We start from the raw sequence: 21,980 nt of genomic DNA, 5'->3' as shown, positions 1-21,980 counted from the left end.
AATCCATGACTTGTTGATGGTCCACTTCTTACGTTTAATGATGTTGCTGTTACTACTTTTGTTTTCACAGTTCCTTCATTTGGTTTTTCACCTGGATTTGGATTAGTATTTGTATTACTATCTCCAGCATCTTTTAAGTAATCACTTGATACGTACGCTTCTTTTCCTTTATATTTTATCTTTGACCATCCATTACTTTCTGATATCACTTCTACTCTTTCATTATGTTTTAACGTTCCTATTAATCCATGGCTTGTTGATGGTCCACTTCTTACATTTAATGTTGTTGCTGTTACTACTTTTGTTTTCACAGCTCCTTCATTTGGTTTTTCACCTGGATTTTGATTAGTATTTGTGTTATTATCTCCGGCATCTTTTAAATAAACACTTGATACATATCCTAATCTTCCATTATACTTTATCTTTGCCCATCCGTTGTTTTCTGATATCACTTCTACTTTTTCATTGTTTCTTAAACTTCCTATCAAAGCATTGCTTGTTGACGGACCACTTCTTACGTTTAAAGATGTTGCTGTTACTACTTTTATTTTTGTTATCACTGTATCTGGTAATGCTTCAGATGGTGTCTCAGGTTTTTTATCTGGTATATTATTATCTATGTTGGATAAAAATTCACTTGATACATATCCTAATCTTCCATCATATTTTATCTTTGACCATCCATTATTTTCTGATAGTAATTCTACAATACTTCCTTTACTCAACTTAGCAATCACTCTATAACTTGTAGATGCTCCACTTCTCATGTTGAGATTATTTACATTAACTATTTTTTTATTAGTTGATTGATTGGTATTACTTATATTTGTACTTATATATTCACTAGAAACCCAACCACTTTTTCCATTTGCCGCACTTATTTTATACCATCCATTATCACTTTGAAGTATAGTAACCTTCTCATTTTTTTTAACCATAAAAATAACTGAATGACCAGTTGAAGGCCCACTTCTTACATTTAATGATGTTGCTGTTACTATTCCTTCTTGGTTAGACGCAAATGCATTTGTAGCTGTCAATGGTATTAATGCCAGAGTAGCCATTGCTATTTTTCGCTTCAACACATATTCCCCCATTCTGTTGATATCATATACTTAAGTTAATTATACGACAATTTATATATATATTAAATATAAAAGGTTAAAATTTTGTAACTTTTTCTTTATAAGTAAAAAAACACCATTTAATATGTATTTTTTACTTGCATAAAAATAAAAGAGATGGGAATATCCCATCTCTTTTATTCATTTATAACTATAGCTAAGATTTCTAACTCTTCATCTCCAGTATTTTCTAAATAATGAGAGTCTCCATCTGCTGTATAAACTACATCTCCTGAACCTATAGGTTGCATAAATCCATTATCTAAAACTCTTCCTTCACCTTTTAGTATGTAATATACTTCAAAATCAGTAGTATGATCATGCACTCCTATAGATGCTCCCGGATCTAAAACTAATTTAGATATTAATTTAGCTCTTCCTTTTAATTCTTTTCCTTCAATTAAATGATACATAGTAGTAGTTCCTCTACCATCTCTTAACTTATTTACTTTATTAACAGTTAATTCTTGTGGCCTTTTTATCATTTAAATCTCCCCCCTATATGATTACTATAATTTTAACATATTTACAAAACATAATCATACATGAGAGCTAAAATTTTATAATTTATTTTTTACATCAACTTTATATTTTTTAGTTAGCTTTTCTATAAAGGTATTTTGTTTTTCTAACATTAATTGTTCTTTTAATGATTCCTTTACATCTTCTAAAGACTTCATTCTCTCATCTGTTTTCTTTATTATATGATATCCATATTTTGTTTCTACAAGTTTTGGACTTATTTCTCCTTTATTTAATTTAAATGCTACATTCTCAAATTCAGAAACCATCTGTCCCTTTCCAAAGAAACCTAAATCTCCTCCACTTTGAGCACTTGTATCCTCAGAATACTTTTTTGCTAACTCTTCGAAACTTACTCCTTCTAGTGCTTTTTTTAACACATCTTCAGCTATTTTTTTATTTTCCTTTAATTTAGCTTCATCTAATTTCTTATCATTTTCATCTGTATTTTTAATTAATATATGTGATGCTTTTACTTCATTAAACTTATCTTTGTTTTCATTATAATATTTCTCAACATCTTTATCTCTTATATTAGATTCTTTTTCTATTTCTTTTGTTGCTATAGTTTCTTTTTCTATTGTTTTTTTAATTTCATCTTTTGTTAATTTAAATTTCTTTAAATAACTCTCTTCATCTAACCCAAAACTTTGAGATATAGTTGTCATTAACGACTTATATTGACTTTCTATATCCTTTTTATCTACTTTAATTTTATTTTTAACCCCTTCTTGATATAACATTTCTGTAGTTGTTATATAATCTATCATATTTTGTTCATAATAATCTATCTGCTCATCAGTCATTTTAGTTTTTCCATTCATATAAAATATAGGTTCCATTCTGTTTTTTAATTCTTTTTCTTTTATCTTCACATCTCCAACTGTTGCTATTATCTTATTATCACTATAATTTCTACTTGTTGCTGGTAAAACTCTTCCTTTTTCCTTTCCTATATAAAATCCGGAACCTATTCCTACAGTTAGAATACCTAATACAATTAGTATTTTTTTACTTAAATTCTTTTTTTCTTTATCCATATTTTATTTAAACTCCTTTTATAATTTTAAATTGTTTATAAATACTCTACATTATAGATGTGAATTCTATATGAATACAAAATATTTTTTATTATATGTATTTTTCACATTAAAAAATAAAGTAAAAATATAATTTATTTTAAAATTATATTTACATTTTATTTTTTTTAAACTATAATAATATTCAGAATATTTTTCGTAATCAACTTAATTTATAATAGATATCGAATTATATTTTAATTATTAAAATGTCCTAAAAAAAGTATGAATTATTTATCCATACTTTTTTTATTATAAATTTCATTAATTATAAATATCTTGATAATACGTATTCTTTTCTAGACAATTCATATCTATGGCATTTAACGTATCTTACTTTGTTTTTTGTTACAATTTTTTTATTATAAGTTGTTACATACTTAAATCCTAAATTCTTCAAAGATTTTGTTGATTTTTTATTATCTTCATAAGTTGTTGCTATTAATTTTTCTAGTTTTAAAAATTTAAATCCATATTCTAATAAGTATTTCGTCAGATCTGTTGCTATATCATTTCCCCAGTACAATGGATTTACACATATACCCATATATGCTTCTGTATCTTTTTCAGAAACATTATTTAAACCTATATTTCCTATTAATTTTTTATTATGCTTATCTATAATTGCCCAATGATTTACATTTCCTTTTTTATAACTATCTATAAAGTTTTTTCGTATAAATCGCTTTGTTTCACTTATAGATTTGTGTACTTTTATAGGTAAATACTTTACTACTTTCTCTTGACTATAATATTCAAACATACTAGTTGCATCTTCTAAGGTTATAGGTCTTAATATATATCTATTACTTTCTATTATTTTCATTTGAGGATATATAGAATCTTTCATATGATAATTACCTCCTTAAATTTCAATAATATTATTTAATATGCTTATATTTTTAAAATTGTTAATGCATGTATAAAAAAAGATATAAAGAGATATTAAAAAATATCTACTTTATACCTTAATTAATCATTTTATTTTCTGTGAAGCTTTGAGTAAACTCCTGATTTTTCAATAAGTTCTTTATGAGTTCCTCTTTCCTCTATTCCATTTTCTGTTAAAACTATTATTTCATCTGCATTTTGTATTGTCGATAATCTATGAGCTACAACTAAATTAGTTCTATTTCTCCCTAGCTCTTCTAGTGATTTTTGTATTTCATATTCAGTAACATTATCAAGTGCTGATGTAGCTTCATCTAGTATCATTATAGGTGGATTTTTAAGGAAAATTCTCGCTATAGAAATTCTTTGCTTTTGACCTCCAGATAACTTAACTCCTCTTTCACCTACATAAGTATCATAACCTTGCGGTAATGTCATTATAAATTCATGTATTCTTGCTTTTTTGCAAGCATCTATTACTTCTTCATCTGTTGCATCTGATTTACCTATTATTATATTTTCTTTTATAGTTCCAGTAAATAAAAATACATCTTGTGCAACAACTCCAATATTTTTTCTAAGTGAATTTAAACTCACCTCTTTAATGCTTTTACCATCTATTTTAATATCTCCCTCAGAGAAATCAAAAAATCTAGGGATAAGATTACACAATGTAGTTTTCCCACCACCTGATGGTCCGACTAATGCTACTGTTTTTCCTGCTTCTATAGATAATGTAAGATTACTAAATACTTCATTATCATCTTCATAAGTAAAAGATACATTTTCTATTTCTATATTTCCTTTTACATCTTTAAGCTCTATAGGATTTTTAGCTTCTTTTTCAGTTTCTTCATTTATTATCTCTGTAAATCTTTCAAATCCTGTCATACCATTTTGGTATTGTTCTGTAAAGTTTATTAATTTTCTAATAGGTTGTATAAACATTTTTACATATAAAAGATATGCTGCAAAATCTCCTAAATTTATATAGTGCATATAAGTAAAATACCCTGCTACTATTAAAACTACCAATTCTAGGACATCTATAAATAAAAACATTCCAGAAAAATATTGTGCCATAACCTTATAAGCACTTTCTCTTGCATGTCTAAATATATTATTAGATTCATTAAACTTTTCAAGTTCTTGCTTTTCAGTACAAAATGATTTTGTAACTCTCATTCCTGCTATACTATTTTCTAAAGTAGCATTTACATCACCAGTTTTTACCCTAGTTTCTTTAAATGCTCTATTCATTCTTTTTCTCTGAGTTATAGCATATAAAAGTATAAACGGTAATATTGCAAATACAATTAGTGTAAGTGGGACATTAATTCTAAGAAGTATTAAAAATGAACCAACTAACATAACTAAAGATACAAATAAATCTTCTGGACCATGGTGTGCAAGTTCTGAAACTTCCATAAGGTCATTTATAATCCTAGACATTATAACCCCAGATTTATTATTATTAAAATACTGATTAGGAAGTTTTTGTAGATGAGTAAATACATAACTTCTCATATCTGCTTGCATTCTTACACCTACTACATGTCCCCAATATTGCATAAAGTAATTTAATCCTGCCTTTATTATAAATATTAATAGTAAGCTTATAGCAAATACCATTAACATTCTTAAATCTTTATTTGGCACAACTTCATTCATTATATTTCTAGTTATCATCGGATAAACTAAATCACACAAAGCAACTGTAAAAGCTGCTAATAAATCAAGTATAAATAATTTTTTATATGGTTTATAATACTTAATAAATTCTTTTAACATAAAATACCTCCATTTCTCTAATATTATATACCCAAAACCTAATAAATGTATTAGAATTTTTTAATTATATTCTAAATTTAATTATTTTTGCAAGTTTTAACATATATATTTAAGTTTAATCAATTATATGACTATTCTAAAAATATGTATTTTATTCTTAAATAAGTTACATAACATATAGAAAAATCATTATTTTTTAAATATACTCGTTTCTAAATTTATATATGCATAATATTTCTAAATTCTTTTATATTACTTCTACTAACAGGTATTTCTCTATCTATATCTTTTAACTTTAGTATATATGTACTGTTAAACCATGGTATTATTTCTTTTATTTTATTTACATTTACAATATATGATCTATGAGTCTTAAAAAAATAATTTGCTGAAATACTTTTGTAAAATTCAGAGATAGAACTTTTAACTATATACTTATTATCGATTGAATAAACTATAGTATCTCTTTCTCTTGCTTCACAGTAATATATATCACTAGATTTTAAAACTACCATTTTATCATCTTTCCATAAAGTTACAGTATCATGCATATCTGTCTTTTCCTCTATGTTGCACTGTCTTCTATTTTTCAATTCAATTTCACTATCTTTTAACTTATCTAATGTATTTATTATTCTTTGATCAGAATATGGCTTTAACACATAATCAAATGCTTCTAATTCAAAAGCTTTAACTGCATGTTCTTTATATGCTGTAATAAATACTATTTTAGGTTTAAATTTAAATTTATCTATAGTTTTAGCAAGCAACATTCCATCTAACATAGGTATATTTATATCTAAAAATATAATATCTATAACATTTTCTTGTATAAACTTTAGTACATCTAAGCCATTATCAAATTCACTTATAATTTTTATATCACTATAATTTTTTATAAAATATTTAAGTTCTTCTCTTGCTGGAAACTCATCTTCAACTATAATACAATTCATAATTTAATCCTCCTATATTGAAAACTCTATTTTTGTACCTGGGTTTAACTTTTTTATAACTAACCCATTTCCATACATAAGTTTTATTCTTAGATGAACATTATAAAGTCCTATTTTATTTTCTGGCATATTTCCATTTTTAACTTTATTTATGATTTCATCATCAATTGTAATCCCATTATTTTCTACACTTACAATAGTCTTATAATCACTATTTTTAACTGTTATTTTTACAGTTCCTTTTCCTCCATTGTTTCTTATACCATGAATAATTGCATTTTCAACTAATGGTTGAATTATTAAGCTAGGTATCTTTACATTAATTTTTTCATCTATATCATATATAACATTTAACTTATCTCCAAATCTGGCTTTCTCAATTTCAACATAAGCTTTAACTTGTTCTAATTCTTTTTTTATATCTATTACAGTATCACTAAATTCTAGATTATATCTTAAAAAAGTAGCTAAATTTATGATTAAACTTCTTGCACTATCTGGATTAATTCTTATAAATGAAGTTATCGTATTTAATGCATTAAATAAAAAGTGTGGATTAATTTGAGTCTGTAAAACTTTTATTTCTGCTTTATTTGCAGCTTCTTTTATCTTCTCAAGTTTTGATAATTCCATTAATGTAGATATCATTTGTGATAACCCTATAGCTAGAGCTTGTTGAGAATCTGTTATTTCTCTTTGTTTTGAATAATATATTTTAAGTGTTCCTATAGTTTCATTTTTTTCTTTTAGCGGGATTAACATAGCTGTCTTTAGTGGTGTTTTTTGATCAGCAAAATATTCTTCTTTAGTTTCTTTTACATATATAATGTCTCCCTTATATATGCATTCCTTAGTTATACTGCTTAATGTTTTAGTCTTTTCTTTAAAATATTCTTCACCTATTCCTACATACGCTAAAACAGTTTTTTTATTTGTTATAGAAACTGCATCAGCTCCTATATCATCTTTTATTATTTCGCAAACCTTATATAATGAATCCTTATTCATATTTCTAAAATAAGGTAGAGTTTCATTAGTTATATCTAAAGCTAATTTTGCTTGCTTAGCTGCAATTTGTTCTTTTTCCTTTTTTAAACTTTGTAATATAGATATTAAAAATCCAGTTCCCATTTGACCTATTATCATAGGCACGTATATGTAGTGCACAATTAAATTAGCTTCTTTATAAGGCTTTGATAATAAAAGTATTATTTGCATCCCTATACTCTCTACAAATATCCCACATATAATTCCAATTAACCACTTTTTATCATTAGGAGTTTTGTCACATAAATAACCTGACAATGTACCAGCAATTATACTTGTTATAAGACATGGTAGAGATGTTATCCCATTTATATCAATTAAAAATCTATGCATACCCGCTACTGATCCAGATATTATACCTACTATAGGTCCAAATAAAATTCCACCTGATACTATAGCTATATTTCTTACATTAGCAATAGAACCGTTCACATCAATTCCTATGTAAGTTCCTATAATTGCAATTCCACTAAATATTCCTGAAATTATAATCAAATTTAATTTACTATTTTGTTCACTTTGTAATATACGTTTAAAAAAATTTATTTTACTAATCAATATTAATATAACTATCAAAAAACTAGTTTTTTCCATCAATTCAATTGCTATTATACGATTTGTCACAAAACCATCTCCGTACCAATTTTTTCTATATAGTTATTATATAATACTATATACAAAGAGTATATGTGTTGATTTTACAACTTTAATTTTAAACATTTTTTTAATTACAATTTTGTAATCCAAGGTAACAAGGGTGTAACTGTTATATAAAATTTTTCTATGTTAATATTTATATATAGAAAGATAAAGAAAAGAAATTATAATAACATAAATAAATATAAAAAAGAAAAGAGGTTTTACATATGAAAAAATCAATATTAGTTTTATCAGTATTAGTTGGAGGATTATTCTTAATAAATCCTACTCATGAAATATCATTTGCACAAGGAAATACTACATCATCTGTAAAACAGCAAACAACATTAACTCAAGCTGATGCAGAAAAGCTTTTAATAAATAATAACAATAAAGTAAATTACATATTCAAAGGAATTTCAGATAATTTTAAAACTTTACAAGAAAAAGGATTAAAAGGCTATGTATTCTTACCAAATGTAGATACTGATATGGCATATTTTGTTGATGAAAATACTTCACATATCTACTATTTCCATCCAAGTGGATACTTAGAGTTAATAAAATAATAAATAATAAAAGGCCATGTATTTATTTTATACATGGCCTTTTATTATTTTATTTCATTACATCCTTTATTACTCTTAATGCATTTTTATAATATATTTTTTCTATCTCTTCAGTTTTAAAGCCTTCTCTTTCTAATTGTATTGCAAGTTTTCCCATTTCGCTAGCATCCTTTATTTCAACCTCACATCCTATTCCATCAAAATCAGACCCTAATGCTATAACATCTATTCCACCAATGTTTTTTATATGTTTTATATGATTTATCATATCTTTTATCATAGTCTTAGGAGTATCTCCTATAAATGCACTACAGAAATTTATTCCTGTAACTCCACCTGAATTAGCTAAAGTTTTTATCATGTCATCAGTTAAGTTTCTACTATGATTAGTTATCTTCCTCGCATTTGAATGAGTTGCTATAAATGGTGTTTTAGATAATTTTGCTACATCATAAAATCCTGCATCTGATAAATGTGATACATCTACTATCATCCCTAGCTCATTCATTTTATTTACTACTTCTATTCCAAAATCTTTTAATCCTTTTGCATTATATTCAGGTTTAATGTGGGGATATCCTATTTCATTTTCATGATTCCATGTTAAAGTTATCATCCTTACTCCTAAATTATAAAACTTATTTAAATTTTCTATATTACCTTCTAAAACAGCACCTTCTTCTATAGATAATAATGCACTTACCTTACCTTTTTTTTCATTATCAATTATTTCTTTATAATTAGTTGCCAAACTTATTAAATCATCATTTAAATTTACCTCTTTATGAAACTTATTAACCATATTCATACAATGCTTATTTGGTTCTTTACAATTTTCTATATCTACATACAAAGCAAAAGTTTGAGCTAAACAGTTACCTTTCATTAATTTTTCTATATCCACAGAATGAGAATTTATTTTTAGCTTATCATCTTCCTTAATACTTATTAATTTATCTATTGTATCACAATGCAAATCTATGAATTTCATTTTAAATCCTCCCCTAGTAATTAAATTATATACTAATATTATAGTTATGATTATATTAAATGACTATACAAATGTTTATGTCGTTTATTAATACTTACAGCACTATTTTATTATATTTATTAGCTTGAAATATATAAAGTTATTAGCTATATTTAAAGTAAGTAATGAATAATTTTTTAACAAATTATTATTATATAAAATAGGAGGATTTTATGTTGTTTGAATGTTTCTATTATCCATCATTAATTGATAATAAAATAATTAAATCTTATAAAAATTTGATAGAATTTAAATTTGGTGATAAAGTACCAACAAAAACACTTTATTATAATTATGGCGAAAGTTTTATCATTCATCATGGTGAGGAATTTTTTAAAGTTGAAGACGGTGTATTGACTAATTCTATAGATTTTAAAGATATATCATTTCCTACTAATATAGTTTTTAATAAAGGTAATCAACTTAAAGTTTCATCTCCTAAAGAATTAAAATCTATACGTTTAGTATTAAAAGGTGAATTTGAATTAGAAAAAAAACTAGGAAATTTATTCTTTTTATATAATTCTATAATGCCAAAGATAAAACATACTCAATACGATATCCTATCAATTCTAACTAATAGCTCACGTGATTTCATATTCATAAACGATGAATTAGATATAAATACAAAACAACTCATAGCTGATTTATCATTTATAAAATCTCAAATATGTAATTTACTTTCAGAAAATCCAGATTTGGAAGATTCTTATTTAAATTATATGAATTTTGGATTAGAAGAAAATATATTTAATCTATCTATATATAAATACTTTATAAAAACTTCTAATGAATATAAAGGATATTCTTATCAAGTTTCAAAATCTAAAAAATCATGCCCTAAATCAAAACTTTACAATATGATTAAGTCTTGTGGTCTAGATTGTAATGAATTGTCTTAAATCTTAAAGTCTCTAATACTTTAAAAATTTATTAGGGCTTATTATATTATAGCCCTAATAATTTTTTATTAAATCTATATATTTTTAGCTTTATTTATAATCTTGTTATAAACACCTATCATATGTTCTTCATTAACATACTTGTCTATTTCATCCATTAATATCCATCTTACACCACTATTTTCATCTTCTTTTATAAATAGCTCATCTTCTTCATTAGCCTCTAGTATATATGCTACAGATAAATGCAAATGTGAAGCCACGTATTTACCTTTTTTTATATGAGAGTTTACTGGTAAAATCTCTATAGAACATATATCATTTGTTATTGGATATACATTTTTCACTCCAGTTTCCTCTATCGCTTCCTTTATAGCAACATTTAATAAGTCCTTATCTCCATCTGCATGACCACCAGTCCATCCCCAAGAATTATATATATTATGATGAATCATTAAAACTTTGTCTCTTCTTTTATTTACAATAAATCCCGAACTTGTTATATGACAAATTTCATTTTCTCGAGTTAATATATTTTCGTATTTATTTATACAATCTAATATTATATTTTTATCTTTTCTTTCTTGTTCATTAAAAGGACTATACTTTTTTATATCATCTATGTATTTCATAATCTTACCCTCCTTAAATATATACTATTATATAAACATATTTTTGTATAATAATCAAAATAAAAAATAACTTAACTTAAATCATAATAACTTTTCAGTTTTATAAATTAAAGAAACTATCTCAAATGAGATAGTTTCTTTTTTATTCTACCAATTTGCTATTATTACTCCAAAAGATGCTGCTAATACTACTACATCAACTATAGCTATTAATGTATATAATTTACTTTGTCTATTTTTAGTTATTCTAATACTTCTTGACATATTCATATTAAAAATACCTCCTACAAAGTATTAATAATATATATTATGATAATTAACAAATTATGACATTGTAATTCAATATTTATTTTAAATATCATCAATAAAAAAACTACAGCTATTCAACTGTAGTTTTTTATTTATTATTTATGTTTTACTTTACTGCTTAGCATTTTTACCATTAGCTTAACTTCACCAACTCTTAAAACTACTATACTTATTCCATATACTATAGCTCCTAATCCAACAGAAACTCCTAATTTAATTGTACTTTGTATAAATCCATCGCTCAATATTAAATCTAATATATTATATGTGAATCTAGTTACAAATGCCATTATAAGAGCTGATACTATAGCTTTTATAAGTACAGTTATAATTTTCTTACCACCAAATGCACCTATTTTTCTTCTTAAACTAAAAGCTAATAGTGAAATTGTAGCTAATGAAGATATACTAGTTGCAAATGCTAATCCTCCTAATTGCATATCAGTGTATTTAACGAATGCTAGATTTAGTATTATATTTAAAAACATCGCTATAATACCATTTATCATAGGTGTTTTAGTATCTTGTAATGAATAAAATATTTTACCTAATATATCTCTTAATCCAAAGCCTAGCATACCTACTGAGTAAAATACTAATGCTACTGATGTCATTTGAGTAGCTCTAGCATCAAAATGCCCTCTTTCAAATAACAATCTAACAATAGGAGTTGCTAATATTATAGCTCCTACTGATATTGGTATTATTATTAATATAACTACATTTATAGCAGTTACTATAGATTCTTTAAACTTCTTTTGATTATTTTCCGTTGATAACTTAGAAAGCATTGGATATATAACAGAAGATATTGAAACTATAAACATACCCATAACAAATTGATTTAACTTAGTAGCATAGTTAAGTGCAGATATACTCCCTTCTACAAGAGTAGATGCTATAGTTCTATCTACAATAGTATTAATTTGAGTAACCGCAACCCCTATTAAAACAGGTCCTATTAACCATAACATTTTCTTTAAATATTTATCTTTTAAGTTGATATATGGTCTATATCTATATCCTTTTTTACGAGCAAAAGGATATTGGAATATAAATTGTAGAGATAATCCGAATAATGTACCCCAAGGTAATAAGTTTGGATTTATCATAATACTTAAAAATATTGATGCAATTATAAGTATATTATATGGAACAGACATAAGTCCTGGTATTATAAAGTTTTCTTTAACTTGTAAAAATGCCATCATTATATAACTTATTCCTAAAAACGACATTCCAAGAATTAATACTCTTGTAAAGTATATAGCCTGTTCTAATGTTTTTCCTTCAAATCCTACTGCAAATAGCTTAACTATAGGTCCTGTAAAAATAACACCTATTAATGAAACTATTAAACAAAGTATAATAACTATATTAAGAACATTATTTGTAAATTTAAGTGAAGCTCTTTTTCCTTTTTTAGCATCTAAATCACAATAAAGTGGTATAAATGCAGTTCCTAATGATGTTCCTATCGCCGAGAATATAACTGCCGGTATATTCATAGCTACTAAGAAAGCATCACTAGTTCCAGATGCTCCATATGCCGACGCTAGTGCTAGTTCGCGCCCAAATCCTAATATCTTAGCGATTAATGTTGCAGCCATAAGACCTACTGCTGCTTTTGCAACCTTTGACATAAAACTCTCTCCTCTAAAATTATAAATATAAGATTGATTATTTCCATATCTAATCTATTTTATATATTATATATGCATTTTTATACATTTTGCAAATTTGTTTTTCTTATTAAATGTGTTAAAATTCTTATAAGGTATTATTTTATACCAAATTTAGACTTAATATGAGGAGGTTTCCCATGAATTTTAAAACTACATTTCATTGTTTAGTGCTACAAATAGATAATTGTAGTGATGATTTATTATTTAATATAGCAACAAAAATAAGTAAACATAATTGCATAGTAAAAACTATTGATGTAGATGAATATAATAGTGAAAAAACAATATCATTTATAAATCAAGATAACAAAGATTTAATACTTTATAAAACTGATGATGTTATAAAGTTATACTTTGATAATACTATGAAAAACATAGCTCCTGTTGTGGATATTTATAATGATATAATAGAATACATGAATTATAGTGATGTATTATAAAACAAGAAGGAGGAATTACTTCCTCCTTTTTTATTTGTAATAAAATACACTACTTAATACAAATTACACTTATTATTTTCTTGACTCTAAAAACTTAGTTAAATTGTTTACTGTAGCCATATCACTTCTTTCTAAATCAGTTGGTTGAAGTGTTATACCAAGTCTTTCTTCAATCTCAAGTAATACTTCTATTATTGCTAATGAGTCTAAAAGACCTGCATCAAATAAATTAAGATCTAAATCTTCTCTTATCTCATCACATCCTAAAACATCTTCAAAAATTTCTATAACTGTTTCTTGCATTTTGTATTCCTCCTTAAATTAAGCAAAATATCCTGAGAAAATTAATAATCCAAAGCATGCAATATGGAATGTTAATACAATTTGCACACATTCAAACCACTTCTCTTTTTTATGCTTTTTATAAAATTTAGATTTCTTTTGATATATATCAGTTAAAACAAGTGCTGCCCCTTGATATATTCCATAAACAATGTAAAACCATGTTAGACCATGCCAAAATCCCATAACTATCATTGTAATCATTTGTGCAACATGAGATGCTGTAGCTCTTTTTTTAAATCTTTTCTTTCTTATAGATGCAATTACATATCTTGAGAAAATATAGTCTCCAAACCATCTTGAAAGGCTTATATGCCATCTTGTCCAAAACTCTTTCATATCCTTACTTATAAAAGGCTTATTAAAGTTGTCCGGAGCTTTTACTCCAAATATATAACTTGTACCTACTGCAAATAAGCTGTATCCACCAAAGTCAAAGAATAAATATAAACTATAAGCATACATATAACTTAAGGCATTTACAAAATTTATTTCAGATGGTATTTTTGACATCCAATATGTATTGACTAAAAAAGCAACTACATATTTATATCCAATACCCATAACTATTTTTTTTACTCCTGGAATTAAATAGTCATTTATATATTCCTCTTTTGGTATTTTTGTTTCTAAGTCTTTTTCAAATCTTCTTGATCTATCAATAGGCCCTGAACTTAATGTTGGGAAAAATAATACGAAGTAAAGCATTGTAGATATTTTAACTTCTTTTATTGCTCCATCATAAATTTCAATAACCATTTGTATTGTTCTAAAATTTAAATATGATATTCCTATAAACCCAATAACCCCAAATGATGTGTATGGTGAAATTTTATTAATTATTATTGGAGACATTGATGCTAATAAAAATAATCTATATAAAAATTTATTGTCAGTTTTCTTCCTTACATATTCATACCCTTTAACTACTATAACTTCAATTACTATAAAACATAATAAAAATGATAAATGCACATTTATTCCAACTATTAAAAATATCATAAATGCACTTGCTATCATACCATAATATTTTATATTTTTACCACTTAATCCTAAAATTATTGCAGGTATTGCTGTTAATAGTAATATATAAAGATAAAAATAATCTCCATATTGTGAAAAAGTCATTAATTTTCCTCCATAAGTTTCTTTCTATCTATTTTTCCATTAATATTTGTTGGAAACTCATCTATAATTTTTATATTTCTTGGAATCATGTATGAAGGTATATACTTTCCTAATTCCTTCTTAATTATCATACCATTTTTAATATTGCTTAATTCGTTATCTGCTTTTAATTCTACAATACCTTTTAAATAAGCAATTTTTTCATTCTTATAAACAGGAAGAACTATAGCATTTTTTACATTATCAACTTTTCTTAAATTATTTTCTATATCTTCTATTTCAATTCTAAATCCATTTAATTTTATTTGGAAGTCTTTTCTTCCACAATAATATATATTTCCTCCTAACATATAACCCATATCTCCAGTTTTATAAGCTCTATGTTTAACTCCGTTTATTTCATCATAATAAAATACTTCATCCGTTTTTTCTTTATTATTAAAATATCCTTTGGATACTGAAGGTCCTATTATTACAATTTCCCCTTTTTCATTTTCTTTAAGTTCATTTCCATCTTCATCGATAATTTTAATTTTACAGTTTTCCATAGGATATCCAACTGGAAGACTCTTCTCATCATCAATTAGTTCTTGTGTCATATCATTTACACTAACTCCCACAGTTGCCTCAGTTGGCCCATATCCATTTATAACTCTTGTGTTTGGGAATCTTTCTAAAAGTTCTTTAGTTAAACTCTTTGGTAAAGCTTCACCTATAAATATCATAGATTCTAATTTTGGTAACATTTCATGATTAAAACTGTTTTCTGTTACACATACACCTGCAAATGATGGTGTTGAAACCCAAATTGACATATTTGATTTTTCAAATTGATTAAATAACTCTTTATAATCTGCTAATACTTTCTTTGATAAAGAAAATAATGTAGCTCCATGAACTAATCCTGGGTATATTGATGTTACTGAAAGGTCAAATGAATATGCAGCTTGATTCATAATTACCTTTTCGCTTCCATCAATTTTTAAATAAGGACTAATCCAATCAACAAAACTGTCTAAGTTATTTGAACTTATTTGAACCCCTTTAGGTTTTCCAGTACTTCCTGATGTAAATAATATATAAGCATTTTCATCTTCTTTGACCCAATTACTTTTATCTATTGTTTTTCCTTCGTATTCTTTTATTATGCATTTAAGTTTATCTTCATCAATTACATTTAAATCTCCAAAGTTACTTTCTTCACTAAAGTTAAATACTACTTTAGGTTTAACTTCTTTTGTTACTTCAAAGACTCTGTCTAAAGGGAAACTTATATCAAGAGGCACATACGCTCTTCCTGACTTTAAAGCCCCTATCATACACGCCATTATAAGATTTTCTTTATTTCCATATATAACTATTGGTGTGTTTTCTTCTTTGTAAATATCTTTTAAAAACAAAGCTATTGCTTCTGAATACTTATCCAAATCTTTGTAAGAAAGAGTTTCTTCATTACACTTTAATGCTATTCTATCTGTGTTTGCATACTTTTTTATACCTTCAATAATTTTCATTACTTAATCCTCCTTATTAAAATTCATTGTATATAAATGGCAATTCTTTAAATGGAGTAAATGTCAGTACTAATATAGCCGCAATTATAATTACAGTAAAACATATACTCATCATTAAATATTTATTACTGATTAAATTTTTTAAATAATTTTTCACAAACATCTACCCATCCCTTCGTACCAAGATGCATTACATCCCTTAAATAATATTTTTCTGTTTCTTTTTCTCTTAGGTCTATTACATCAAAACCTTCTTTTTGTGCAATTTTTTCTGCCTTATCGTAAAATTCATGTCTTTCTTGAGTAGATATACCCGTTACATTATAGAATTTGTCCATAGCAGGTATCATTACTATTACAGGTTTAATACCTAAATTTTTACATACGTCTAATGTAAGTTTGTAATCAGAAAATTCTTTAGATTTTAATAAATTAACATCTTTATATTTTCCTCTTACTTTATCTAGGTTGTGTCCAAAATTCTTTTTGTAATAAATTTTATCTATACATAAATCATTTTTACCTACTCTTTTCTTAGCATCTTCTATAGCTTTTTCTGTTTCCTTATGCCAATCAATAGGCTTACCTGATTTTACTTCTTTTTTATTTTTTAAAGTAATTAATTTCTCATATAACAATCCTTTTTCCTTAAGAGTTACAAAGAATTTTCTACCCTCAAAGTAAGGAGCTAATAAAAACTTTTCTGTTTTAGAAATTAATGAGTCAGAATAATATAACTTTGCATATACAGCTTCTGGTTTGTATTCCCCTGATCCAACTAACAATTTACCTGCTCTTTTTGCAAATATTAATTTATTTGCTTTTGATATATCAGGGTTATTTAAAAATGCATAAAATTGAGTTGGAGAAAATCTAGCTTGATAGTGATGTGGTGTAACTCCTTCTCTATCCATAAACCATTGCATTGATATTAGTAAAACAACCTTCTTATCTTTTATATTAGGATTTACACTTCCTATAATAGTTGCATCCTGTAAACTTTGAGTATACGCTCTACCAATAGTAAATACTCCATTTTTACTTCTATTAGTATTAAAGTAATATGTTGGATGTTGTTTTGTTGAATGCCCTAATTCTGATGACCCTAACATCATAATATCATGATTTTCTAAGAAATAATTATTGGCAATAATTCCTTTATCTTTTATATTGCTTAAAGAATCATTCATAATAGGAACTAAATCTTTCTCTTTTAGCAGTTCATTGATTTTAGTATCAAGGAATTTATTTAATCCAAATAAAAATATACCTCCTATTAATAGTGGTATAATGAAATAAGTTAATTTTTTCATATTTATACTCCTCTAAAGTAATAATCTATAAATATATTATTACTTTAGAGGAAGATATTCAATTACAATTTTGTAATTTTATATACTTATTTGTATTTTTTATTAATTTTACTTAATTTTTTGGGCTAAAATGCATTATTTAACCTTTTTTAGTATCCATAACCTGTAAATTAAATTTTTTATAATTATATTATTAAAATAAAAAAAGAAGGTAACAATTTGTTACCCCCTATAATTTACTTTATAATTTTTTTATTAAATATACCCTCTAATCCAGCTTTTTTTACTCTATCTTCTATTACTTTTTTATCAATAGTATAAAATCCTAATTCTTTCATTCTATTAAAGTAAACACTACCAGCAAAAGTAAACTTTAATCTATCTGATCCTGCTTTACTTAATTCTTTATTAGCACAAGCAATAAAATCTCCTATAGCTATACTTGTAGGAAGTTGTAACAAATACATACCTATTGAATTTCTAGCTGCATTATGTCCTGCTAAAGACCCTGTACATATAGCTTCTGTATGCCCTACAAAGAATCCACTCTTTTCTCCTCCAACAAATAAATTATCAACGCCTATAACTCTCATATAATTATCTCTTGGAGCAACAGATAAATATCTTATAGAGTTTCCTTTTCCTCCTGAATATGGATCTACTATTATGGCTCCTTCAAATCCTGGAATTTTTCTTAATTTTTCAAGGGGATAAAATGGAGCCATAAGTTTTGCATGACCTGTATCTATTAAAACTAAATTTTTAGCAAACTCAGGAAGAGAGTACTGCTGACAAACCTTAATATCAAGCTTTTCAGTATTTATAAGTTCTTCAGGTAAAGGTACTACTGCACACCCTTTTTCATTTAAATCCTTTTGTATATCTTCTCCTAAACTTTCTTTTAAAAGCTTCATAGACCCACTAAATGCACCAAGTTCTCCAGTGTTTCTTCTTCCAACCATATCCTCAACACCACATTTAGCAGTTATACTGACCCTACCACCAAAAGATGGACATCTTAGCACACACATAGCACAACCATTTCCATACTTGGTGCAATTGCCCATAGGTCCTGATGAACCAGTTGTCTCCACAAATGAATCTCCACTTATAATTTCACCATCTTCTAGAATAACTGACTCTATTTTTTTACCATTTAACTTAACATCAACCACTCTAGCAAAAAATCTTACATCAATACCCATATTTAATATTTTTTCTCTTACAGGTTTCTCTATTTCTGTAACATTATATATAGTAGAATGCTTATGTCCTGGGAAATCCATGTCTTTATGTGTAGAATATTTATCTGTTAATTCAAATAACTCACTAGCCCCTAATGCTATGGCTTCTTCTGTGGCTGTATATCTACCATTATTCCTCATTATCCCACCAATATTACCAAGTCCCAACAATAAATCTGTTCTTTCTAGCAAAACAACATCAGCACCTGCTTTTTTTGCAGATATCGCAGCTGCACAACCAGCCCATCCTCCACCTATAACTACTACTTTTGCCAATTTGTATTCCCCCTTAACAGTATAAACATTATATTATTTTAAACTTTTCAAATAATCTCTTCCATTTATCTGAGCTTTACAAGATTTTATTCTTTTACCATTAACTACAACTGTACAACCTCCACATATACCTTCTCCACAAACAATTAAATTATTATTTGCTATAGCAAATCTAATATTTTCATCAACACTATCAACTAATTTCATTATCTCTTTATTAAATGAATTAAACCCTCCACTGTATACTAATTTAACATTATTTCTTTTTATAAAATCTTTTATTAGTTCTTCATCTTCTTTTGTATTTATAAAGTGAATATTAACGTTTAAATCTTTAATTTTTTCTATAACTTCGTCTACTATAGTTCTTCTTGTATCTATAAATACTTCTACATAATTATTATTTTTCAAAATATATTTTATTATTTTAGGGGCATTAACTTGAGATAATCCACTTAATATTACAGCTACATTACTATTTGTAGTCAACTTAAATTCTTTAAGTCCAAGTACTCCATTTAAATAAGGCCCTCTAACCCAAACTTCATTAGAACTTAATAAACTTTTAGTTTTGTGTCCTACTTCTTTTATAACCACCTTTAAAATTTCATTTTCAAAATCTACATCCATAACAGATATAGGTACATTATATTTAGAATCAATTTCATTTTTACCTCTTAGAAGTATATATGACCCTGGATTTAATAATTCTTCTAAAAGCTTCTTAGGAGTTTTTATTTCTAATAAATATATGTCTTTTAAAATTTCTTTCTTTACTTTAACATCACATAGTGTATCAATCTTTTGATTGCAAGCTACATTTTTATTATGCTCTAATTCATTGTATATACATACCCCTTGCCATATACAATCACATGTTTTACTGCCTTGAATTAAACTGCACTGAATACAATCCCCTGAATACGCTAAATGACATGGACAATACTTGCTACCACAATCTGCACATGGTTGTATACATATTCTTTTCAAAGAATCACTTCCCTTAGATCAATTTTAAATGTCTATTTTTTAATTTCTATAATACTAATTTATTAACTAGTTAATATTTTGTTACAATTAAATGTTTATATAAATTTTAAAATTTTATTATCATCTATGTATTTACTGAATATAATGTATAAACGGACATGACTATATATTTATCTTTTTACATAACCAATAGTTAAGGAGGGAATGGCTTGAATCCTAGTTTTGTATTTTCTACTCAACACTTAATAGTTCTAGCATTTGTTGCTATATTTTTATTTACACTACCTAAATTAACAAAAAACCTACTTCCATATAGCTATTTGATAGAAAAAATAATCTGTATATCATTTATATTTGAAATTATACTAGAACAAATTTGTTTAATATCTTTAAGAAGTTATGATGTTTTATCCACTTTACCAATAGGAATAACTAGAATTACAACATATATATGTATTGCAATTTTACTTTTTAAAAAATACCATTTATTTAATATCTTTTTTTCATGGAGCATAGTTTGCTCTATAGGAGACTTGATTTTTTTTAAAGATATTCCAGTTAGTTTTCCTCATATACTATACTTTTTTTATGTAGCATCTAGATTATTGCTTTTATACTCTTTGGTTTATTTAATAGATATTAGAAAATTTAAAATAAATTCAAATTGTATAATAGATAATCTTAAAGCTTGTTTATTGTATTTTTCATTTACATTTTTATTAAATAAATTCACAAATGCAAACTATAATTATACTTTTTCAAATAATACTATATATAGTATGCTGTTATTTATAATAATCTCATCATTAATTTATATACCTTCTATAATCAATGATAAAGACAATTTAAGTTTAAATTTTAAAAGAAAAAAAAAGTTGTAGGAGCTTTAAATTATACTCCTACAACTTATTTTTTTATCTATATTATTAATATATATTTTTATTATAAATGAAGTTATAAAAAATATAGCTATAGATACAATTCCTATAAATATCAAACTAATATTTCCATTTAATTTTATATTTTCTTTTAAAAAAAACATAGGAACTATTAATATTAAAGCTATAATATTATATATTACCTTATACTTTAATGATTCTTCATTTAATCCATATTTATTAGCTCTGTATAGTTTTAAATATGTTAATGCCAGTGAAACTACAAGCGCCCCTAATAATATATAAACAAAATATTTAGTTACTAAAGGCTTGTATAAAATTAAATCACAAACTAAAGCTAGTATAGCAACTATAATTGAAAATTTTTTAATTGTTTCTAAATATACAATATATAAAGATGTATTTTTTATATAACTTTCACATAATTTATCACAAAACTCTTTTGGATTAACTATATGTTTTTGTAAGTTAATATTTTTAGAACTTAAGTTTACATACATATTATAAAGCTTTTGACTTATTTGTCTTTTATGAATATCTAACATCTTTAAATTTCTTATATACTTTACCATACTAGTGTATACTTTAAAATTTTCTTCTGTGTAATTTATATTACTATCCCCCATAAATTCCCCCCATAGAATTTAAAATATTTGTA

At 25.5% G+C, this 21,980-nt stretch carries 22 protein-coding genes; 4 read left to right on the top strand and 18 right to left on the bottom strand.

The genetic code is table 11. The annotated features are described in order from the left end of the window. The 7 genes from ABFX13_RS11040 to ABFX13_RS11010 form a co-directional block, all read right to left on the bottom strand. The coding region (locus ABFX13_RS11040) for an SH3 domain-containing protein (protein WP_346045920.1) at positions 1 to 1,082 on the bottom strand (1,082 nt) is incomplete at its 3' end. 179 nt (positions 1,083 to 1,261) lie between these two features. Continuing rightward, positions 1,262 to 1,609, bottom strand: a complete 348-nt coding sequence (locus ABFX13_RS11035) for a cupin domain-containing protein (RefSeq protein ID WP_346045918.1) — start codon at positions 1,607 to 1,609, stop codon at positions 1,262 to 1,264. A 75-nt stretch (positions 1,610 to 1,684) separates the two neighbouring features. Next, positions 1,685 to 2,686 (bottom strand): peptidylprolyl isomerase, encoded by a 1,002-nt coding sequence (locus ABFX13_RS11030; protein WP_346045916.1) that lies wholly within the window; start codon positions 2,684 to 2,686, stop codon positions 1,685 to 1,687. Between the two features lie 307 nt (positions 2,687 to 2,993). Next, positions 2,994 to 3,575, bottom strand: coding sequence for a GNAT family N-acetyltransferase (locus ABFX13_RS11025; protein ID WP_346045914.1), 582 nt, complete (start codon positions 3,573 to 3,575; stop codon positions 2,994 to 2,996). A gap of 131 nt (positions 3,576 to 3,706) precedes the next feature. Further along, positions 3,707 to 5,407: an ABC transporter ATP-binding protein gene (locus ABFX13_RS11020; RefSeq protein WP_346045912.1), complete on the bottom strand. Its 1,701-nt coding sequence runs from the start codon at positions 5,405 to 5,407 to the stop codon at positions 3,707 to 3,709. 218 nt (positions 5,408 to 5,625) lie between these two features. Beyond that, positions 5,626 to 6,363, bottom strand: a complete 738-nt coding sequence (locus ABFX13_RS11015) for a LytR/AlgR family response regulator transcription factor (RefSeq protein ID WP_346045910.1) — start codon at positions 6,361 to 6,363, stop codon at positions 5,626 to 5,628. A gap of 12 nt (positions 6,364 to 6,375) precedes the next feature. Beyond that, entirely contained in the window at positions 6,376 to 8,034 is a 1,659-nt protein-coding gene (locus ABFX13_RS11010) for an ECF transporter S component (RefSeq protein WP_346045908.1), read from the bottom strand. A 242-nt stretch (positions 8,035 to 8,276) separates the two neighbouring features. Between ABFX13_RS11010 and ABFX13_RS11005 the strand changes: the two genes are divergently transcribed. Next, the gene (locus tag ABFX13_RS11005) at positions 8,277 to 8,618 is read left to right on the top strand and encodes a hypothetical protein (RefSeq protein WP_346045905.1); all 342 of its coding nucleotides are present in this window, start codon (positions 8,277 to 8,279) and stop codon (positions 8,616 to 8,618) included. A 49-nt stretch (positions 8,619 to 8,667) separates the two neighbouring features. On the opposite strand, the gene ABFX13_RS11000 is transcribed toward ABFX13_RS11005, so the two are convergent. Then, positions 8,668 to 9,609 carry a dipeptidase gene (locus ABFX13_RS11000; protein WP_346045903.1) on the bottom strand — a complete coding sequence of 314 codons (942 nt, stop codon included), beginning with the start codon at positions 9,607 to 9,609 and terminating at the stop codon, positions 8,668 to 8,670. Positions 9,610 to 9,821: 212 nt separating this feature from the next. Here ABFX13_RS11000 and ABFX13_RS10995 point away from each other — a divergent pair, with 212 nt between their 5' ends. Further along, positions 9,822 to 10,550 (top strand): hypothetical protein, encoded by a 729-nt coding sequence (locus tag ABFX13_RS10995; protein WP_346045901.1) that lies wholly within the window; start codon positions 9,822 to 9,824, stop codon positions 10,548 to 10,550. A gap of 74 nt (positions 10,551 to 10,624) precedes the next feature. On the opposite strand, the gene ABFX13_RS10990 is transcribed toward ABFX13_RS10995, so the two are convergent. The 3 genes from ABFX13_RS10990 to murJ form a co-directional block, all read right to left on the bottom strand. Then, entirely contained in the window at positions 10,625 to 11,182 is a 558-nt protein-coding gene (locus ABFX13_RS10990; RefSeq protein WP_346045899.1) for an NUDIX hydrolase, read from the bottom strand. A gap of 147 nt (positions 11,183 to 11,329) precedes the next feature. Further along, the gene (locus tag ABFX13_RS10985; RefSeq protein ID WP_346045897.1) at positions 11,330 to 11,452 is read right to left on the bottom strand and encodes a hypothetical protein; all 123 of its coding nucleotides are present in this window, start codon (positions 11,450 to 11,452) and stop codon (positions 11,330 to 11,332) included. A gap of 134 nt (positions 11,453 to 11,586) precedes the next feature. Further along, positions 11,587 to 13,134: a murein biosynthesis integral membrane protein MurJ gene (gene murJ / locus ABFX13_RS10980; RefSeq protein WP_346045895.1), complete on the bottom strand. Its 1,548-nt coding sequence runs from the start codon at positions 13,132 to 13,134 to the stop codon at positions 11,587 to 11,589. A 179-nt stretch (positions 13,135 to 13,313) separates the two neighbouring features. Between murJ and ABFX13_RS10975 the strand changes: the two genes are divergently transcribed. Beyond that, the gene (locus ABFX13_RS10975; RefSeq protein WP_346045893.1) at positions 13,314 to 13,616 is read left to right on the top strand and encodes a hypothetical protein; all 303 of its coding nucleotides are present in this window, start codon (positions 13,314 to 13,316) and stop codon (positions 13,614 to 13,616) included. Between the two features lie 72 nt (positions 13,617 to 13,688). Here the strand turns inward: ABFX13_RS10975 and dltC are convergent, their stop codons facing one another. From dltC to ABFX13_RS10945, 6 genes are all read right to left on the bottom strand, one after another. Next, entirely contained in the window at positions 13,689 to 13,919 is a 231-nt protein-coding gene (dltC, locus tag ABFX13_RS10970) for a D-alanine--poly(phosphoribitol) ligase subunit DltC (protein ID WP_346045892.1), read from the bottom strand. 18 nt (positions 13,920 to 13,937) lie between these two features. Beyond that, on the bottom strand, positions 13,938 to 15,086 hold the full coding sequence (gene dltB / locus ABFX13_RS10965; RefSeq protein ID WP_346045891.1) for a D-alanyl-lipoteichoic acid biosynthesis protein DltB: 1,149 nt from the start codon (positions 15,084 to 15,086) through the stop codon (positions 13,938 to 13,940). After that, positions 15,086 to 16,600, bottom strand: a complete 1,515-nt coding sequence (locus tag ABFX13_RS10960; RefSeq protein WP_346045889.1) for a D-alanine--poly(phosphoribitol) ligase — start codon at positions 16,598 to 16,600, stop codon at positions 15,086 to 15,088. Before ABFX13_RS10960 ends, dltB begins: the two co-directional genes overlap by 1 nt. Before the next feature lie 125 nt (positions 16,601 to 16,725). Continuing rightward, positions 16,726 to 17,913: a D-alanyl-lipoteichoic acid biosynthesis protein DltD gene (gene dltD / locus ABFX13_RS10955; RefSeq protein WP_346045887.1), complete on the bottom strand. Its 1,188-nt coding sequence runs from the start codon at positions 17,911 to 17,913 to the stop codon at positions 16,726 to 16,728. 236 nt (positions 17,914 to 18,149) lie between these two features. Next, positions 18,150 to 19,433 carry an FAD-dependent oxidoreductase gene (locus tag ABFX13_RS10950; protein WP_346045885.1) on the bottom strand — a complete coding sequence of 428 codons (1,284 nt, stop codon included), beginning with the start codon at positions 19,431 to 19,433 and terminating at the stop codon, positions 18,150 to 18,152. A 33-nt stretch (positions 19,434 to 19,466) separates the two neighbouring features. Continuing rightward, positions 19,467 to 20,423, bottom strand: a complete 957-nt coding sequence (locus ABFX13_RS10945; protein ID WP_346045883.1) for a 2Fe-2S iron-sulfur cluster-binding protein — start codon at positions 20,421 to 20,423, stop codon at positions 19,467 to 19,469. 209 nt (positions 20,424 to 20,632) lie between these two features. On the opposite strand from ABFX13_RS10945, the gene ABFX13_RS10940 reads away from it, so the two are divergent. Beyond that, positions 20,633 to 21,304, top strand: coding sequence for a TMEM164 family acyltransferase (locus ABFX13_RS10940; RefSeq protein ID WP_346045881.1), 672 nt, complete (start codon positions 20,633 to 20,635; stop codon positions 21,302 to 21,304). Between the two features lie 5 nt (positions 21,305 to 21,309). Here ABFX13_RS10940 and ABFX13_RS10935 read toward each other — a convergent pair whose 3' ends face one another. After that, positions 21,310 to 21,948 (bottom strand): hypothetical protein, encoded by a 639-nt coding sequence (locus tag ABFX13_RS10935; protein ID WP_346045879.1) that lies wholly within the window; start codon positions 21,946 to 21,948, stop codon positions 21,310 to 21,312. Positions 21,949 to 21,980: the final 32 nt, after the last annotated feature.

Origin of the sequence: Paraclostridium tenue (genome assembly GCF_039521565.1) — a bacterium.
Taxonomy (GTDB): Bacteria; Bacillota; Clostridia; order Peptostreptococcales; family Peptostreptococcaceae; genus Paraclostridium; species Paraclostridium tenue.
The sequence above is the reverse complement of the archived record's forward strand: the minus strand, read 5'-3'. Positions and strand labels throughout refer to the sequence as shown.

What these genes read in the sequence shown, in the direction of transcription:
- ABFX13_RS11035 (WP_346045918.1), bottom strand. Translation starts at nt 1,609, where the DNA reads ATGATAAAAAGGCCACAAGAATTAACTGTTAATAAAGTAAATAAGTTA.
- ABFX13_RS11030 (WP_346045916.1), bottom strand. Translation starts at nt 2,686, where the DNA reads ATGGATAAAGAAAAAAAGAATTTAAGTAAAAAAATACTAATTGTATTA.
- ABFX13_RS11025 (WP_346045914.1), bottom strand. Translation starts at nt 3,575, where the DNA reads ATGAAAGATTCTATATATCCTCAAATGAAAATAATAGAAAGTAATAGA.
- ABFX13_RS11020 (WP_346045912.1), bottom strand. Translation starts at nt 5,407, where the DNA reads ATGTTAAAAGAATTTATTAAGTATTATAAACCATATAAAAAATTATTT.
- ABFX13_RS11015 (WP_346045910.1), bottom strand. Translation starts at nt 6,363, where the DNA reads ATGAATTGTATTATAGTTGAAGATGAGTTTCCAGCAAGAGAAGAACTT.
- ABFX13_RS11005 (WP_346045905.1), top strand. Translation starts at nt 8,277, where the DNA reads ATGAAAAAATCAATATTAGTTTTATCAGTATTAGTTGGAGGATTATTC.
- ABFX13_RS11000 (WP_346045903.1), bottom strand. Translation starts at nt 9,609, where the DNA reads ATGAAATTCATAGATTTGCATTGTGATACAATAGATAAATTAATAAGT.
- ABFX13_RS10995 (WP_346045901.1), top strand. Translation starts at nt 9,822, where the DNA reads ATGTTGTTTGAATGTTTCTATTATCCATCATTAATTGATAATAAAATA.
- ABFX13_RS10990 (WP_346045899.1), bottom strand. Translation starts at nt 11,182, where the DNA reads ATGAAATACATAGATGATATAAAAAAGTATAGTCCTTTTAATGAACAA.
- ABFX13_RS10985 (WP_346045897.1), bottom strand. Translation starts at nt 11,452, where the DNA reads ATGAATATGTCAAGAAGTATTAGAATAACTAAAAATAGACAAAGTAAA.
- murJ (WP_346045895.1), bottom strand. Translation starts at nt 13,134, where the DNA reads ATGTCAAAGGTTGCAAAAGCAGCAGTAGGTCTTATGGCTGCAACATTA.
- ABFX13_RS10975 (WP_346045893.1), top strand. Translation starts at nt 13,314, where the DNA reads ATGAATTTTAAAACTACATTTCATTGTTTAGTGCTACAAATAGATAAT.
- dltC (WP_346045892.1), bottom strand. Translation starts at nt 13,919, where the DNA reads ATGCAAGAAACAGTTATAGAAATTTTTGAAGATGTTTTAGGATGTGAT.
- dltB (WP_346045891.1), bottom strand. Translation starts at nt 15,086, where the DNA reads ATGACTTTTTCACAATATGGAGATTATTTTTATCTTTATATATTACTA.
- ABFX13_RS10960 (WP_346045889.1), bottom strand. Translation starts at nt 16,600, where the DNA reads ATGAAAATTATTGAAGGTATAAAAAAGTATGCAAACACAGATAGAATA.
- dltD (WP_346045887.1), bottom strand. Translation starts at nt 17,913, where the DNA reads ATGAAAAAATTAACTTATTTCATTATACCACTATTAATAGGAGGTATA.
- ABFX13_RS10935 (WP_346045879.1), bottom strand. Translation starts at nt 21,948, where the DNA reads ATGGGGGATAGTAATATAAATTACACAGAAGAAAATTTTAAAGTATAC.